The sequence below is a fragment of the Bifidobacterium longum subsp. infantis ATCC 15697 = JCM 1222 = DSM 20088 genome (assembly GCF_000269965.1).
GTDB classification, from domain to species: Bacteria; Actinomycetota; Actinomycetes; order Actinomycetales; family Bifidobacteriaceae; genus Bifidobacterium; species Bifidobacterium infantis.
Genome location: NC_017219.1, coordinates 1,379,175 through 1,395,384 on the forward strand (window position 1 = coordinate 1,379,175; position 16,210 = coordinate 1,395,384).

At 67.9% G+C, this 16,210-nt stretch carries 18 protein-coding genes; 11 read left to right on the top strand and 7 right to left on the bottom strand.

Features of this window, described 5'->3' with window-relative positions; genetic code table 11:
* Positions 1 to 10 precede the first annotated feature (10 nt).
* Positions 11 to 1,468 carry an RNA-guided endonuclease InsQ/TnpB family protein gene (locus tag BLIJ_RS06075; RefSeq protein ID WP_012577540.1) on the bottom strand — a complete coding sequence of 486 codons (1,458 nt, stop codon included), beginning with the start codon at positions 1,466 to 1,468 and terminating at the stop codon, positions 11 to 13.
* Between the two features lie 231 nt (positions 1,469 to 1,699).
* Between BLIJ_RS06075 and BLIJ_RS06080 the strand changes: the two genes are divergently transcribed.
* Positions 1,700 to 2,662 carry an adenine-specific methyltransferase EcoRI family protein gene (locus tag BLIJ_RS06080; protein ID WP_014484829.1) on the top strand — a complete coding sequence of 321 codons (963 nt, stop codon included), beginning with the start codon at positions 1,700 to 1,702 and terminating at the stop codon, positions 2,660 to 2,662.
* A 380-nt stretch (positions 2,663 to 3,042) separates the two neighbouring features.
* On the opposite strand, the gene BLIJ_RS06085 is transcribed toward BLIJ_RS06080, so the two are convergent.
* The 4 genes from BLIJ_RS06085 to BLIJ_RS06100 all read right to left on the bottom strand — a co-directional run bounded on the left by BLIJ_RS06085 (position 3,043) and on the right by BLIJ_RS06100 (position 6,130).
* Positions 3,043 to 3,726, bottom strand: coding sequence for a hypothetical protein (locus tag BLIJ_RS06085; RefSeq protein WP_231837870.1), 684 nt, complete (start codon positions 3,724 to 3,726; stop codon positions 3,043 to 3,045).
* A 344-nt stretch (positions 3,727 to 4,070) separates the two neighbouring features.
* Positions 4,071 to 5,009 carry a hypothetical protein gene (locus tag BLIJ_RS06090; protein ID WP_080746264.1) on the bottom strand — a complete coding sequence of 313 codons (939 nt, stop codon included), beginning with the start codon at positions 5,007 to 5,009 and terminating at the stop codon, positions 4,071 to 4,073.
* Between the two features lie 9 nt (positions 5,010 to 5,018).
* Positions 5,019 to 5,360 (bottom strand): hypothetical protein, encoded by a 342-nt coding sequence (locus BLIJ_RS06095; protein WP_012577543.1) that lies wholly within the window; start codon positions 5,358 to 5,360, stop codon positions 5,019 to 5,021.
* A complete protein-coding gene (locus BLIJ_RS06100; RefSeq protein WP_014484833.1) occupies positions 5,357 to 6,130 on the bottom strand; it encodes an N-formylglutamate amidohydrolase in 774 nt (257 codons plus the stop codon). Before BLIJ_RS06100 ends, BLIJ_RS06095 begins: the two co-directional genes overlap by 4 nt.
* A 49-nt stretch (positions 6,131 to 6,179) precedes the next feature.
* Between BLIJ_RS06100 and BLIJ_RS06105 the strand changes: the two genes are divergently transcribed.
* The 4 genes from BLIJ_RS06105 to BLIJ_RS06120 are packed head-to-tail and all read left to right on the top strand — an operon-like array spanning position 6,180 to position 8,494.
* Positions 6,180 to 6,476, top strand: a complete 297-nt coding sequence (locus BLIJ_RS06105; RefSeq protein ID WP_014484834.1) for a hypothetical protein — start codon at positions 6,180 to 6,182, stop codon at positions 6,474 to 6,476.
* A 2-nt stretch (positions 6,477 to 6,478) separates the two neighbouring features.
* On the top strand, positions 6,479 to 7,408 hold the full coding sequence (locus tag BLIJ_RS06110; protein WP_012577545.1) for an HNH endonuclease family protein: 930 nt from the start codon (positions 6,479 to 6,481) through the stop codon (positions 7,406 to 7,408).
* 16 nt (positions 7,409 to 7,424) lie between these two features.
* Entirely contained in the window at positions 7,425 to 8,294 is an 870-nt protein-coding gene (locus BLIJ_RS06115; protein WP_012577546.1) for a hypothetical protein, read from the top strand.
* Positions 8,295 to 8,314: 20 nt separating this feature from the next.
* Positions 8,315 to 8,494 (top strand): hypothetical protein, encoded by a 180-nt coding sequence (locus BLIJ_RS06120; RefSeq protein ID WP_012577547.1) that lies wholly within the window; start codon positions 8,315 to 8,317, stop codon positions 8,492 to 8,494.
* Positions 8,495 to 8,769: 275 nt separating this feature from the next.
* On the opposite strand, the gene BLIJ_RS06125 is transcribed toward BLIJ_RS06120, so the two are convergent.
* Both BLIJ_RS06125 and BLIJ_RS06130 read right to left on the bottom strand, forming a co-directional pair.
* Entirely contained in the window at positions 8,770 to 9,489 is a 720-nt protein-coding gene (locus BLIJ_RS06125) for a CHAP domain-containing protein (protein WP_012577548.1), read from the bottom strand.
* A 38-nt stretch (positions 9,490 to 9,527) separates the two neighbouring features.
* Positions 9,528 to 10,541, bottom strand: coding sequence for a hypothetical protein (locus BLIJ_RS06130; protein ID WP_012577549.1), 1,014 nt, complete (start codon positions 10,539 to 10,541; stop codon positions 9,528 to 9,530).
* Positions 10,542 to 10,595: 54 nt separating this feature from the next.
* On the opposite strand from BLIJ_RS06130, the gene BLIJ_RS06135 reads away from it, so the two are divergent.
* Genes BLIJ_RS06135 through BLIJ_RS06160 form a run of 6 tightly spaced genes read left to right on the top strand, consistent with a single transcriptional unit; the run spans position 10,596 to position 16,159 of the window.
* Entirely contained in the window at positions 10,596 to 10,958 is a 363-nt protein-coding gene (locus BLIJ_RS06135; protein ID WP_014484836.1) for a hypothetical protein, read from the top strand.
* Positions 10,959 to 10,962: 4 nt separating this feature from the next.
* Positions 10,963 to 11,358, top strand: a complete 396-nt coding sequence (locus BLIJ_RS06140) for a hypothetical protein (protein WP_012577551.1) — start codon at positions 10,963 to 10,965, stop codon at positions 11,356 to 11,358.
* 19 nt (positions 11,359 to 11,377) lie between these two features.
* On the top strand, positions 11,378 to 14,320 hold the full coding sequence (locus BLIJ_RS06145) for a hypothetical protein (protein WP_012577552.1): 2,943 nt from the start codon (positions 11,378 to 11,380) through the stop codon (positions 14,318 to 14,320).
* Complete coding sequence (locus BLIJ_RS06150; RefSeq protein ID WP_012577553.1) at positions 14,317 to 15,078, top strand: hypothetical protein; 762 nt, start codon at positions 14,317 to 14,319, stop codon at positions 15,076 to 15,078. The genes BLIJ_RS06145 and BLIJ_RS06150 overlap by 4 nt, the downstream gene beginning before the upstream one ends.
* Positions 15,075 to 15,776 carry an HNH endonuclease gene (locus tag BLIJ_RS06155; protein ID WP_012577554.1) on the top strand — a complete coding sequence of 234 codons (702 nt, stop codon included), beginning with the start codon at positions 15,075 to 15,077 and terminating at the stop codon, positions 15,774 to 15,776. The genes BLIJ_RS06150 and BLIJ_RS06155 overlap by 4 nt, the downstream gene beginning before the upstream one ends.
* Positions 15,773 to 16,159, top strand: coding sequence for a hypothetical protein (locus BLIJ_RS06160; RefSeq protein WP_012577555.1), 387 nt, complete (start codon positions 15,773 to 15,775; stop codon positions 16,157 to 16,159). The genes BLIJ_RS06155 and BLIJ_RS06160 overlap by 4 nt, the downstream gene beginning before the upstream one ends.
* The last annotated feature ends 51 nt before the right edge of the window (positions 16,160 to 16,210 follow it).

The window sequence follows — 16,210 nt, forward strand, 5'->3', positions numbered from 1 at the left end:
CTCCCCACGGCTAAAGCCGGGGGATTCCCTTCACAGCCCGGACTCCAACGGAACTTCCGGCCTGAGTTGAGGGGGTTGACGCTTCATCGGGCCGCCAATGCGGATCCTCCACGTCCAAGGCGGTATCCCCGCCCGTTTTGGCTAAAGCGCGGCTGAGAATGTTTTCAGCCGCGTTGACGTCCGCGTTCGCCCTATACCCGCACTTGACGCAATGGAAGACCGCTTGGCTCTCGCGGTTCCCCTTGGCGACATGCCCGCACTCATGGCAGGCTTGGCTGGTATAGGCGGCGGGGACGATGGCAAGACGGCCGCCATTGGCGCCCATCTTGTCCTGAAGCCGCTTCGATATGCGACCCCAACAGTTGATTAAAATCGACCGGTCGAGCCCGGCCTTGGCCTTCGCGCCGTTATGGAGGTATCGGCCCGGATTCGCCGGATCCGGCCTCGGCTTCGGCCGCTTCGTCATGGCTTGGACGTCTAGGTCCTCCATGGCGATGAGAATGTTGGCCTTGGCGAGCCTTGTCGTGGTCTTCTCGATCCAGTCGTTGCGGCGACGAATAATACGGCTGTTCAGGGCGTTGAACTCGGACAAGGTCTTCCGACGGCGCTTCGACTCGAACTTGGCGATCCTGCCGCCTCTGGCCTCGTTGGTCCGGTCCTGGCGGGTCATCCGGCGCTGGAGGTATTTCAACCGCTTCAGCTCGGCCTTCGACGGCTTCGGCATGTCCCTGAAGGTCCTGTCGGACAAAGCCAGAGTGTGCACGCAGCCACGGTCGATGCCGACCATGCCGTTGCCCATTCTTGGCAATGGCGATGGCATATTGACGAACACGAGGCTACGATGGGTCCAGTCGACATGGACGCTGGTGTAGGGCCGTATCGGCTGGCTCACGCGCACATGGATGACGATGCGCCAATAGAGCTTTTCACCGGGCTTGCGCCATCTTGTAGGATTCATGCCGGCGATGACGACCACACCGGACTTCCGGCCGGTCCGATGAAAAAGCGCGTTGCCTGTCTTGGAGGCGTTGCGCCAGCAGACGAAACCAAGGCCGCGATGCCGCGACTTGAAACCGGGAACACGGCCTCCAATGGTCTTCCTGCGTTTGAGTCCGGCGAACCATTCGGTATTCTCGATTCTGTCCGTGCTGGACAGTATGGGCGCCGGAATGCCCGCCATCCACGAGCATCGAAGACGGGCCTCTTTATCCGAAAGCAAATCAGCCACGTTGGGGCCACCCAAAGGCTCCTTGACCCAGTCGATGATCCCGCCGGCCTCGTCCTTGACGGGCACGTTGTGCGGGCGCTGCTCGCGCCTTTGGTTGAATCGGGTGCGCCATCCGTCGCACAGCCATACCATGACGCGCTCGGGATTACGGGTCCAACAGGGATTGCCGCAGTGGTCCACTCCCAGGAAGACGCTCGCGCCAACGTGCTTGACGCCGTCGATGCGGACCTTCTGGCTCATCGTGGACCACCTCCTTGCATCACGGTCCTATGCGTCCCGGCCTTGAACCCCAGCGCTGAAGCGCGGGGCATGAATTTTTTCGGTCATGGCGTGCACGGCTGGTTCACGTCGAAACCGTATTCGTCCCCGCATGACATGCCGCCGAACGGCATCCGGGGGGGGTGAGACGGCAACGGTCCTGCCGTCTGACAGCCGACCGGAAAACCGTGCCCCTGACGCATACGACGGGGCATGGGGTCATCAAAACACCACCGGTGGCTGACCGGCGCGAAGGCGGCGAAGGCCGACGAATTCTACACGACGTACGAGGCGATCGACAGGGAGCTGAGACACTACAAGACGGATCTGAAAGACCGTCACGTGATCTGCGACTGCAACGACCGGCCCGACAGGAGCATGTTCGTCTCATGGACGCTCGACCACATGAACGAATACGGAATCGCGTCCCTCACCTGCACGAGCTTCCAACCCGACCATGGCACCCTGTTCGACGACGGGACGCCCGCCATGCAATGGCATGTCGACAACGACGGCCGCGGGGGGGGGTATTCGATCGCGGACCTGGCCGCCCGCCCATTGGACGGCGACGGCTCCTTCGACTCGCCCGAATGCGAACACCTGCTCGACCGGCCCGGCGCGATCGTCGTCACCAACCCGCCGTTCAGCCACGCCATCCGGTTCATGCGCATGCTCCGCCGGCATCCCGCGACCGACTACCTGATCGTCGCCAACCTGAACCTCACCACCGCCAACGACGTATTCCCCATGATCAAGGAGGGACGCTGCCTCGTCGGCCTGAGCATCCACTCGGGCAGCATGTTCTTCCGACTGCCCGACGACCGACCGAAGACGGGAAGCATGATCCGGCCCGACGGCACGGTCGGCGTCAACAGCATCCGATGGCTCACCAGCCTCGCCGCCGCACGCGCCGACAAGACCTGGCCTCCCACGGGACACACGTACCGGGGACATGAGGACGAGTATCCGGAATATGATGCCTACGACGCGATCAACGTGGACTCCATGCGCATGATGCCCGACGATCACGACGGGCCGATGGGCGTCCCGTTGAACTTCCTCGAACATTGGGCGCCCGGCAACGGGTTCATGCTGCTCGACAACCTCGACGACCCGACGATCGACGGACGTCGCCTGTACAAGCGACTGCTCGTCAGACGGACGCGGGACGCATGATCCACGCCGCCCGCGCATGCAGGCGGAACCCCGTGGGATAAACCGCCGTCCACGAACAGCGTGATACGAATCTTGTTGAAGGACGAACGGGACGCCGGCCGGTTCCTCACGGAATGCCGTCAACGGGGACTGGACGCGCGCCCTGAGGAACGACGCCCCGTCGGCACGGTCAAACGCGTCGGGCCTGAACCCGCCGCCGGCTCGACGCGCATCCGGGCCGGCGGCATATCGGCGTCGCCGCCAACCGGAAGGCCACGAACGCGGCCGATGGAAGATCCGCAGCGGACAACGCCGCGGATTCGAAAACCACGAATACGAGGCCCGGACCATCCGCGAGAACGACGAATGGCATGTGTACGCGCGCCAATGACGTCCCTGTTCTAGAACCCCGTGTCAGCGAACACGGAAGCCAATCCCATCGAATCCACGCGATCCCACACCATATCCGGGATCGTGACCGTCCGGCCGTCCGGCGCGACCACATGATCCGACCGATAGCGTCCCGCACGCGCGCAATCCATCAACGCGCACGCCACATCCGGCCCCGTCACACCCGGCATGAACGCGGGCGACGCCCACACGCCCCACAACCCCGACAACGGGCCCACCGGCACAAGCCGAAGCGAATCGGCCTGCACGCGCGCCGGATCATGCTCCAGCAGGGCCAGCGTCCAGGCGCGCGCATCCAACCGGGCCATGCGCGCGCACCAGGCCAACGCCAGCGCGGACCAGCCCGCCCGGCGTACGCCCGCACGCTTCGCCAGCATGGACGCGAACATCATGCCCGACCCGTAGGCGGACACGTCGAACCCCAGCAGTCCCGCATGCCCGCGCGCCCACAGCCAATCATCCCGACCGGGCGGCGACGGCATGCCCACGTCGGGCAGACGCGAGGAGGGCGGCGCCCAGTCCAGCCAGGATGATTCCAGCAGGCCGGGCAGCAGCCGCGCGTCCATGCCATGGATCCGGTTCGCCGCGTCCGCGATCCGAAGCAACGGCAGGTCGTCCGGTCCGGCCGTCATGTCGTCGAAACTGACGGTGATCATGCACGCCTTCCCTTCCATCGTCCCTTGCGGATCGGGTATGCGTCCCGCATGAAGGGGATATCCCGGCGTCCGGGCATGGAAACCATGCCGAAACCCGGTTTTTTGCAAGGAAAAACGATCCCTCCCCTTGATGTGATGCTGTTTGGTGGTGTGGTTTTTGCCGTGGTGTGGTGTCCGTCATGTGTGTTCTTGGTGTCGGTGTCCTGTCTTTTTTCTTCTCTGATGGCTGATGGGATGGTGTCGTATCGTGTTTTCCTCTCCTGTTTTTTCTTCTTTTGCTCTTCTTTTCTTTTCCTTTTCTTTGTTTCCTTTTTTCGTTTTCGTCCGCGGCATGCGCCGGACGGCGCGCATGGCGCCCCCTGTCAGCGGGCGCGCCTGGATTCGCGGATGATGCTGGACACGCCCTGGAACAGTCCGGTGAGGAACCGGATCCAGGCCTGGCGCATGCGCGGGTCGGCGGCCGGGCGTCGTGGCCTGTCCGCGTCGTCGGATCGCCTGGGCGGTTCCGGTTCCGTGTCGGGTCGGGGTTCATGCGGGTGCGTGTCTTCGCGTGCGGGCGGCCTGTCGGCGGGGCGTGGGGGGGGGAGCGGCGGATCGTCGTGGACGACATGCCATCGTTCGTCGGCCGCCTGTTCGATGCAGGCTCCGTCGGGGAGATGCGCGATGTTCGATTCGGTCCGGTAGGAGCGGCGTGCGTGGGTCGTGTCGTCCACGCATTCGACGTGGGTTTCGTTCCCTGTGCGGCTGACGCGTGTGGGCGTGTATGAGCGTCGGATGTCGAGGTGGGCGGCGCAGTCTTCGGCGATCAGGTCCGTGTCCACGGGGTGCGGCCAGACGGGGCGTGTGTCCGGCATGGCGTCGGCGGGCGGGTTCGTGCCGGTCGTCTCCCAGGGGTCGGGTCGGGGGATGATGACGCACGCGCGGTCCTTGAACAGGGGTGTGGCGTGGCTGCGGATCCAATCGTGGTCGTGCATGTGCACGGCGAGCATGCGGCGCGTGTCCTCGTCCGCGTGGGTGAGGATGACGAGCCGTTGGAGGCGTATGTCGTCGCGTCCGTAGCGCATGTCGATGGCCTGCTGGGGAATGGTGTGTTCGCCGAACCGCCATGCGATGTCGCCGGGGGCTGGGGCGGGCATGGTCCGGGCGAGGCGTTCGAGTTCCATGAGTTCGATGCGGTCTGGCGGTTCGGGCGGACGGACGTCGGGATCGGGTCCGGCGCCCGTCCCTGGCTCGAATGTTCCGGCCACGCCTTGGGGCAGGCCCTTCGGCCTGTGGCTCCGGTTGTTCCTGTCTGTGCTCATGCGGTGCGCCTATGCGTATGGGCTGGGGATGGGATGGTTGGGGATGCGTGTCGCCACCCGGGTCCAGGGCGCGTCGCGTTCGAGCGGCGTGGCGGCCACGCCTTGGATGGGGCGCAGGCCGGTCCGGTCGCGTATCCACAATGTGTTCGGCCGGTCGGCGTCATGGTAGATGCCGTAGCCCATGGTGGCGGGCGCGTCCAGGGGGTCGCCGAACCCGGTGATGAGACGGGTGTCGTCGCCGTGGATCAGGTAGTGGCGGCCCTGCCTGTTGCGGACGATCATGCTCGCATGATCGGGTTCGAACAGGACGTTTTGGACGCGTCGGCTCCGGTATTGCATGCGTGGCTTCATGCGCGTCCCCTTGTGGCGCGTGCGATCGCGTCGGCGATGTCATGGCGTGCCACGGGGTCGGCGGCCGTGTCCCATCGGGTTTCGACCATGATGCTGGCGAGACGTATGTCGTGTATCCCGTCGGGGGTGATGGCGCCCCGGTGTGCGGTGTTGACGCCGACGGTGAGGCCGCGGCCCATGAGGAGCGCGGCGGCGCGTGCCCCGATCGCCCGAGATGCGGGATCGTTGTTGTGGCCGATGATGGTCTGGGTGCGCGGCTGGTCGGCGTGCAGTTCGAATGGGTGCGGTTCCCCGGGGTAGGTGTGGACGTCGATGATCGTGCATCGTCCGTACGTGTCGAGCATGGTCCGGCATATGGTGTCGAGCATGCGGTGCCATGGCGTGTACAGGAGGCGGAACCGTTGTCCGCGTTCCCTCATGCCGGGTGCCTGTCCGGGCTTGTAGAGGGGATGCCCGTCGATGTCGCGTGTGGGGATGGCGCCCATGCCGGCCTTGTTCATCTCCTCCCGGTCGTCGGGGTATCGTTCCGGGTCGCACCACATGCGGGTCGTGTGGTCGAGCATGATGGTCGCGTGGAGTCGGGCGGCGATCATGAGGCCGAGCGTGTCCGCATGCCGGTCTCGTACCTGTTCGCATGTCTGGTCGAACGCTTCCGCGTCCGCCAGGCGGGTGCGGTCGAACCCGTCGGGGACGAGCCGGCCCGCGTGCGGCGTGTGGACGAGCATGGGCGTCGTGCCCTGCCGGATTTCGAAGAGTGGCTTGTCGTTCATGATGGTTCCGGCTATGCGTCCCGGACGGCATGGCGCATAGGGGCCGTGTATGAGCATTCTCGACATCGGCACGGCCGGCTGGCGCGCGTTCTGGAGTTCCGTGACCGCGCCGGGCGCGTTCGGCGTGTACTTCATCGTCCTCATGGTCGCGCTCCTCGTGGGCTTCGCGTTCAACCGCACCCAGTCCGCGTTCTCCATGGGCCTGCGCGTCCTCGCATTGCTCCTGTCCGCGATCATGATCATGGGCGTGCTCGGCGTGCTCGGCCTGAACATGACCGGATTGACGCCCATGATCAACTGGCTGCTCGAACAGGTGCAGGCCCCCGTCTACATCCCGGAGGCGTGACCATGCGGCGTGGCGATGGGGGAGGCCCGTTCCGGCGGTTGCTGTCCATGATCGCGACCATGGTCATGGTGGGCGTGCTCGTCGTCGTGCTCGTCTCCTCGGGAGGCTGGCGGACCGTGTCCGAGACGTTCGGCATCGGGAACCCGGACGCGTCCACGGCCGCATTGACCGAACCGAGGAAGGGGGATGCGGGACGCAACCCGGACGCCAAAAGCCTGTCGGGCCTGCTCTCCCTGTTCGGCGTCCATACGGGCGGGGAGGCGGACGCGGGGGCGAAGGACACGGGGAAAACCCCGGACACGGCCCCGACGGGGGATGCGGCCGCATGGCGGACCCAGTTGGACGCGGCCGGCCGGATAGGCACGGCGAACGCCAGGCCGGGCGGCTACGACCGTGAGACGCGGTTCGGCGGCTGGGCGCCGTCCGGCTGCGGGAAGGCGACCACGAGGGACACGATCCTCGCCCGCGACCTGACCGGCGTGAAAAAGGACTCCTCATGCCGGGTCGTGTCGGGCACGCTGCACGACCCGTACACGGGCGGGACCATCGGGTTCAGACGGGGCGTGAAGACGAGCGCCGACGTGCAGATCGACCACGTGGTGTCCCTGTACGACGCTTGGGCGTCCGGCGCCCGCGACTGGGACCAGGCGAAACGCGTCGAATACGCGAACGATCCGGACGTGCTCCTCGCCTCGGACGGGCCGGCGAACATGGCGAAGGGGAGCGGCATCGACGTGAACGGACGATCCGAATACCTGACGCAGCATACGGGCGCACCCGACATCTGGATGCCGGACAACAAGGCGTACCGGTGCGACTACATGGCGAAAAGGGTGTCGATCAAGGCCAAGTACGGGCTGACGATGACCGCTCGAGAGAAACAGCAGACCATCACCTACCTCGCGCAATGCGTGGCGGGCAAAAACCAGTAGCAAAGGAGATTCGACCATGGTCATGGACAGGAACAACAGGAGCCACAAGCCGAAGGGCACACCCGACGGCGGCAGATTCGAGACGGGGGACACGGGCGGCGCGTCGGGTGACGTGGCCGCGCCCGGCATGGATCCGGCCACGTGCCTGACCGTCCGGGGGTTTGACGATGCGAACCGGCGCATGGACGGATGGTACGGGCGGCTGGCGGGCCTGGAGAAGTCGGGCGATGACCACGATATCCGGAGGATACGCGGATGGTCGGCCGCGTTCGACCGATGGCAGAGAATCCACGGGGACGAGGTGGGCGCGTTCGTCGCCCGGCGCGGCGATCTGATCTCGTCGGACAGGGAGGCGGCCGCGTTCATGCTCGCCCGCCGCGACGTGCTTCGCAAGACGTACCCCGAATTCGGCGAGCTCGACCGGCGGGTCGACGGGGAGATCCGCAGGCTCGAACGGGAGCCGAAACCGTCGAGGGAGTACGTGGACGCGATCGACGCGTTCGAATCCTACAGCAGGACCCATGCGGACGAGATCGCCGCATACGAGGAGAAGCGCGGCAAGGAGCTGTCAAGCGCCAGGGAGGCGGCCGCCTACATGCTCGCCAAGGCCGGGCTTCTCAACGAGTCGATCAGGCGGGGCAACATGCTCGCCTTGGCGGACGAGCATGACTGGGGGGCGTTGGGCGACCGGATCGCGGAGGGGGATGGCGCGCAACAGTATTCCCATGCGCTCGCCGGCCGTTACGGGCTCGATCCGGAACAGGAGCGGATCCTCATGGAGGACACGGACGCGCATCTCGGCGAGGAAAGAGACCCGGGACAGGCGGCTCGGGAGATGGACCGGCGCTACCGTCTCGCCGCCCGGCTGCTCGGCAACATCGACTGACGGGAAAGGGGATTGGGGGAATGGCTCAGCTGATCATCGGCGGCGAATGCACGACCCTGCGGGAGACGGACCCGGACACGCTCGCGCTCATGGCCGTGCATGCGGCCAGGAAACGCGGCGTGAGGGCCGCGCTCGCGGACGACCGGGGACGCAAGGTCCTCATCGTCCTGCCCGCCGGCCCGTTGGGACCCGCCATCTAGAAGACTTCGGGGATGCGGGTCAGCATATGCTCCCGCATCCACTGCTAGACGGTTCTCGGTCATCTGGCTCGCAGCAACGGACCAGCCGGTCGCCGAACCCGCGTCTGAGCGCCGGATCCAGGCCGATCACGCCGATTCCCGCAGTGAACGTGCCGGCGACATGCTGGGGCAGCCCCTTGGACTGTCTGTCCTGACATCCATTCTAACCGTTGCCGACGGCATGCGTCCCCGCGGGGGCCGCCATGCTTCCGCGCCGGATCGGCGACGGAACGCATCTAATAGTGGATGTACTGGTATTCGTGCGTCTGTTTCGCCTCGATGGCGCGTCGGAACGGGCCGACCTGCCCGTTCACGTTCGCTTCGCTGATCTCGATGGAACCGTCGCCGTTGACCTTCTCCACGATGGCGACGTGCCCCCATGCGTTGTTGACCTGCGCGGGAGTGAACACGATCACATCCCCCTGCCGGGGGGTGTCGTCCACCCAATAGCCGAGCGCCTTGGCGGAATCGGCCCACATGCCGCCATCGCCCAGCCGGCTGCCGACCGGCAATCCCAGTTGCGTGCGCCGCACGTACGCCCACCATGTGCATTGCCCGTACGCGTATGTGTTGCCCGTGTCGCCGGTCGCATGGTCCGGATCGAATCCGGCCGGCGTCCGGTCCTCGTCGCGCCCGTTGATCAGGTCGCGGACCACTGGATTGTCCGCGTGGATGATGGTGAGCCTGCCCTTCGGCCGGTCGCCCATATCCCATGTGCCGTCCGCCGTCAGGTCCGTGCGCGTCCGGTCGCGGTCCGCGGCGGGGAACGGGTCGGGACGGCCCTTCACGCCGATCGAGGCGCGGACCGTCGTGTCCGCCGTCGCGGGCGCGGGGTTCGCGAGCCATGCGCCCATGCCCGATGCCGCGAGTGCGAACAGGAGGAGCAGGGCGATATGCCGCTGCCTGGCGCGCCCGCGCCGCAGTCTGGTCCGGTCCCGTCTCGTGTCCGCCGTCATGTCCGTCCTCCCATGCCGGATCCGGGTATGCGTTCCGTTCACCGCGAGCCGTCCCCCGATCCGGAGACGTCCGATCCGCCGGAGGCTTCCGAAGGCGCGCCCGTGTCCCCCGATCCGGAGGCGGGGCGGGCGCCGGGCGCCCGGTTCCCATGCTCCCTGAGGGTCGCGCCCGTGCCGGGAGCCCCCCAGGCGAGGATGCGCGGCGTGCCGTCCGGGTCGGCGACCAGCAGGTCGTACGAGTATTGGGATTGGGCGGCCGAACCGTCGCCCGCGTCCGCGTGCGCGACGGTGACGGTGACCCTGAGCGCCGCCCGGTCCGATTTGCGTTCGTTGCGGTCCACGTTCCCCTTGTCCAGGTAGGCGCCCCCGTCGATGGTGGCCGCCGTCACCGACCCGAGCCCTTGCGCCCGATACCAGGCGTTCGGGTCGGGATCGTTGACGAGCACGGTCAGCATGTCCGAATCGGAGCCCATGAACGCGTCCGCCCATTTGCGCACGGTCGTGTCCAGCATGTCGGACGCGGTCAATTGTCCGAGCGTGTCCTTCCACATGCCCGTATCGCCCTTGTCGTCCGCGCCCGCCAGGTCGAGGCGTTCCACGCTCGGCCAGCCGGACAGGCGCCCGTCGGGCGTGATCGTGGTCCTGACCCGCCACCAGCCGTTCGCGGAGTCCACGATCAGCGTGTTCACGCTCAATGTCATGTCCCTGGACCCGTCCGACACGGTGGCGTGGGATTGTCCGTTCCAGCTGACGATCCGCGCGTCCGCGCCCAACGCGCCCTTGGCGAGCCATTGCTCCGTCAGCGCCCATGATTCGACGCGTCCCGCGGGATCGAGGTCCGTGGCGGGGGCGGGTTTCGACGCGGCGGGCGGGTTTGACATGAGGTAGGCGACGATCAGGAGCAGCATGATCGCGATCCACCGCTGCCATTTGAGCAGCCGCAGGCCGGTGAGGCGGAACGCGCGCCTCGAGAACTGGCGGTCCGGGTCGCCGTCGCGTTTCGGGTCGGGGGCGCGCCAGCCCGCGTCCTCGTCGATTCTTTTCCTTCGCATGATGCGGCCCCCTATGCCGCATAGGGGGCCGCATCATGACGTCGGAAGGAAAGGATGGAAGCCATGCGAAGCGTGGAAGTCGCCGCCGCACCCCAGATCGTGCAGCCCATCAGGGACGGCGTGTCGAAGCTGTGCGGTTTCGTGACGGGCAACGCGGCGCTCGCGACCCTGCTCGTCCTGGTCGGCGCGGGCGTGATCATCACCTGCGTCGTGCTGCTCGTCCTGCGTAAATGGTGGCCGTCCACGCAGATCGGGCAGGCGTTGCAGGGGGGAGGCACGATCGGATGGTGCTGCGCGGGCATCACGTTCGGCCTGTGCGGCATCCTGCCCTCCCAGATCCTCCCGTTCGTCGCCGGGCTGGTCGCCATGCTGTTCCAGATCGTGTTGAACATCATCGCCCAGGTGTTCGGACTGTAGGATCATGCTGTTCGATCTGACGTCGGTCAGCGGCCAGCGCGTCTCGCAGGTCGACGAACTGCATCTGGGCGGACGCCAATGGGTGTCCAGCACGAACCTGTTCATCGCCGCGACGGGCGCGGTGGCGGGCGCGGTGCTCGCCACGCTCGTACGCGTCCTGCCGGCCGCCGCCGGCCAATGGTGGCCGTACCTGCTGATCCCCGCGGGCATGACGGCCGCGCTCGTCCTGTTCGTCCGCCGGCGCAGCGTGGCAGGGGAGCGCAACATGCGGCGCATCGACCGGATCATGGCGCGCCGGCACGGCATGGATGGACGGTTCGTCCGTCCGGGAAGCCTCGAACCGTACGATCCGGGCGGCTATGAGCTCATCGAATTCCACGACCACGTGATCGACCGCTGACAACGAAGGAGGATCCCGCATGGGATTCATGTCGGACATGATCGTCCTCGCCACGCAGGACGCGGGCGGCGGGGGCGTCACGCCGGGCGCGCCCGCCAATGTGGGCATGCTCAACACGGACGTGGTCTGCAGGGCGCTCGACTGCCTGCCCGTCGAGCGGTGGGCGACGGCCACCCTGTCGGGCACCAGCCGTGAGGATTTCGCGTCGAGGATCGTGAACATGCTCAACTTCACGGACACCATCGGCAATTCGCTCGGCCACATGATGAACGCGTTGGGCAACGGCATGTGGGCGTTGGCCGCGAACCTGGCCGACGGTGGCGTCCTGGGCGGTTCGGACAGGGCGATCGCCGTGGCCGGCCCGGCCGCGAACACGATGGCGGCCGGCATCTACCGGGCGCTGTTCGATCCGGCGACCATCGGATTCTTCCTCGCCATCCCCATCCTCGTCGCCATCGTGGCCGGGATCGTCGCCGTCTACATGCGGCAGGGGACGGGCGTGCTCGCCAGACGGCTCGTCTGCCTGTTCCTCGCGTTCGGCCTGTTCTACATGATGGGCGCGACGAGCGCCGCCCATCCGACGGACGCGTACCCGGGCACCCCGTACTGGCTGGTGTCCACGGCGAAAAGCGTGGTCGACGAGGCGGGCGGCGGCATCACGAAGGCGTTCAACAACGCGTTGGAGGGGACGGGCGGACTGGTCGCCGACCCGTCCGACCAGTCGAACATGGCGTCCTGCCGACGGTACACGTCCGTATTGAACCAGGCGGCCCGCAAGAACCGGAACGCCATGTCGGACGGCGTGAACCTCATGTGGGAGGAGACCGGATTACGCGCGTGGATGCGCGGCTCCTACGGGACGGGCGAGAACGCGAGCAACGTGTTCTGCCGGATCCTGGAATACCGTGCGGGCGCGGACGCGCAGGCGATGAGCGACATCACGACCGCGGGCATGGGCGGCGTGAACGCCACCCAGCAGAACGCGATCGCGTTCTGGCCGACCATGATGAGCACGGCGAAGGACCTGCGCGCCCAGTACACGCTGAAACTGCCCGCGGATTCCACCACCCAGATGCTCGACCGGTGGGTCATGCTGTGGAACGTGTGCAAGGTGGATGCGGACGGCTCGTTCAAGGATCGCGCGGGCTTCAAGTTCGTCGGCGCGATCGAGAAGAAACCCCTGGCGGGCTCCGCGGCGGGCGTCGTCAGCCGGAAAGCGGGCGGGCCGCTCGCATCCTCCTGCGAGGCGGCTTTGACCGGCGTCGACCCGGACGGGAACGACACGTATTATGTGACGCGCGGCGACGGGGACAAGGCGAAGCCCGTCGTTGACGATTCGGACAAGACGAACAGGCGCAGCGAGATCGCGAACCTCGCGCTCCTGTTCGACGTGAACACGGCGACCAGCGGCTGGCAGCAGCTCGTGTTTACGAACGGCGGCGGGAACATGCAGCAGAACACGGCCGCCTACCGGCTCATCGACCAGCAGCACGGGAAAAGCTCCCTGGGCACCCTGTCGGAGGGGTTCCTGAACGGCGTGGCCGGCGAGGTGAACCTGATCGTCTGGGGATTGGGGTGCGGCAGCCTGCAGACGCTGAGCATGCTCGTCGCCTGCCTGGCCGCGATCGGCCTGTTCCTCGCATTGCTCCTGCTCGCCGTCAGTCCGGACGCGGGCCGTCGGGCGGTCGGCAACGCGCTCGTCCAGATGCTCGCATGGGTGGCGGGCCCCACGGTCGTCGCCCTGTTCGGCAGCCTCGGCATCCTGTTCACCAACATCGGCATGACCCTCCTGGGCATGGTCGACGCGGACGGGAACACGCAGGGCGGGGTCCTGCGCCTGCTCGTCGCGGCGATCTTCCTGCCGGTCCTGTACGTGAAGGCCGTGAAGCTCCTGTGCGTGAAGGTGTGGAGGATCGGCAACCCGTTCAGCCTGCCCGGCCTCGCCCAGCTCGCCGGGTTCGGCAACGCGATGAAACGGGGCCTGACCATGGCCGCGGGCGCCGCGATCGCGGCGGGCGTGTGCGTGGCGACCGGCGGCTCGGCCGCCATGGCGCTCGGCTCCGCGGGCATGGCCATGAAGGACGGTGGGCGCGGCGGGCTCGCCGGAACCGTGATGAACGGGGTGAAGGCGGGCGCGTCCCCGGCCATGCACGGCATGACGGGCGGCGGCCGGTCGGCCGGCGGGCACGGGCCCAGCCAGGCGGACAAGGCGGCCATCGCCGCGGAGGCGAAGGAGACGCGGGAGAGGGCCGAATATCTCGCGGACCGTCCCACCCCGGACGAGAACCGGCTCGCGACCACCCGATACGAGAACAAGGTGCGCGCCGAATTGGCGAAATCCCTGCAGGGCGACGAGCTCGAAAGCCAGGTCAGGAAGGTGATGCGCTCCGACACGGCGGCCGAGGACATCGGCCAGCTCGCCGAGGACATCCACGAGCAGGCGAAGGCCCCGCAGCCCCCGTCCCGGCCCGCGTTCGCCCAGGTGTCCCCGCAGTCGCGCATGCGCGCCGCGAACGGCCCCGCGAACCGGGCGGGCGAGCGGCCGGCCGGGCGGCCGGGGGCTCGCCCCGACGCGCCCGTCCGGCCGCCCGCCCCGTCGAAGAACAGCCCCCTGGTCGACTTCGGGAAAGGCAACAAGCTGACCGTGAACAACGGGTTGGACGAGCGGACGCTGATGCGCGTCGGCGAACGCCTCTTGGACGACATGCAGCGGCGCGGCCGGACGCGCCGCCACGCGGCCGGACGCGCCGCCACGCCGGCCCGTCCGATCCGCATACCCGCGCCGAACAGCGGGGCGACGCGCGCGCTCCTGGAACAGGAACGGGCGCGCGGCATGGAGGAGCGGCGGTTCAGCCGCGCCGAACAGCGGGGCGACATATCAGACGAGAGCAACGATCCGAACTACCGGCGGTTCCTCGCCGAACAGCGGGCGAACACGGCACGGCATAGGAGGGGCGCATGAGCGAACACAACCCGTATCTCCTGTCCGACCCGCGACTGCTCGAAGCCAACCGGACCGACGTCGCCTACCAGCTGGGGCATGGCACGCCGCCCGGCTGGCTGCTCGCCCCCGGCACGGGCCCGCTGCCCATACCCGAACCCATGGCCGTCAGACCGGATTCGCCGCGCACCATGGAACTGCTCGCCCTCCCGTTCGCATGGCTGCCCGACGAGATCTGGGCCCGCTACCCGCATGAGACGGACCCTGGGTACGCGACCCGCATCACCGTCGCCCTGGACGCAATGGGCCTGCTCGCCGACACGGGGGACGGCGTCTGGTACGCGTCCGTGGAGGACACGCCATCGGACGCGGACACGGCGGCCCGCACGCTCGCAGCCCTCGACGGGGACGCGGACGACGCGGGGACGATGCTGATCATGGAGCGGATGCGCGCGCGCATGCTGAAAGCCTGGCCCGGCGGGTATCCGGCCGGCGAGCAGATCGGGTTCGCCCGGCAGACGGCCGGCCTGGCGCTGACGGCCAATCTGGCGTTGACGGGCATGCGCGCCCTCGACATGGACGCGCACGGCGACCGGGAGGGGGCGACGGGCGTGATCCGCGCGGCCATGCGCGTCTGGCCCGGCCTGTTCCCCGACCGGCCCGACCGGGACGCGCTCGCCGCATGGGTGTCGGACCTGCACGGGGACGCGGTCGCGGCGATGCGGCTCCTCCATCGCATGGGGTTCGCGTCCGACACGGACATGGAGGCGTTGCGATGAGCCGCGAATCGGAGGACAGGGAACGCGACAGGTTCGCGTCGGACACGGACCGGTGGTCGCCATGGGCGGCCCTGATCGGCGTGGGCGGCCTGGCAGGCGCGTACTGGACGCTCCTGGCGCGTCGCATGCGCGCCGCATTGTCGGAGGATTCGCCCGAATACGCGGCGGACACGACCGTGGACCCGTGGCATGCGGGGGAGCATGCGGCCGGCCTGATACGCGCGTTTCGTGACGTCCGGATCATGGCGGGCGCGCGCCTCGTCCCGATCCTGTGCCTGTCCGGCCTCCTGATCGTGCTCCTGATCCTCATGAACCTGCGCATGCCGAAGCCCGACAACCCGTTCGACCGGGATCCGGTCCGCCTGTTCCCGGACGCGGACCGGACGTGGATCCGCATGGCGGCGGGCGGCCGGTGCGAGCATCGGGGCCTGTTCGGCCTGCTGCGATGCCGGGGGCCGATCGAGCATATGGACCATCATTACCCGTGGTCGAGGGGCGGGGCCACGGACCGGCACAATCTGGTCGGCCTGTGCGCCCGCCACAACCTGCGCAAATCAAACGGGATACCGACCCTCCTGTGCACGTGGCTGCTGTACCGGGCGCGCCTGAAATATTTCCCCGCCCGCCTGCGCGGCTACGCGTGGCCGGACGGGCGGGCGCATAGCGTGCGGGACGACGACCGGAAGGAGCTGGAATGAGCGTTGACAGGAACAACAGGGCGCACAGGCCGGGCGGCCTGCCGCAGGGGTATGCGGGCACGTTCGCGCCCATGCGGGCCGGCGGCGCGGGGGACGTGGTCCCGCCCATGCCGGCCCGCCGACGGGCGCAAACGCGCGGCGTGGAGGACGACGCGCGCGCCTGGGGTTTGAAGGAGCGGATCGAATCGCTGGCGGACCTGGGCGACGGGGAGCAGGCGCGCCGGCTCGCCCACGAGGCGGGCGCCCTGTGCGCGGGCGACTCCATCCCGTTCGCGGACGGCGCGTACGCGGCCCTGTTCGACGGGCGGGAGCTGACGACGGTGCGCATCGACGGGCCGGACATCCAGGACGTGGGGTTCAGGCCGGAAAGCATCCGCGCGTGAGCCGGGGACGCATACCGGGGCGTGACGGCGCGCCGACGCCGCCGACATGGA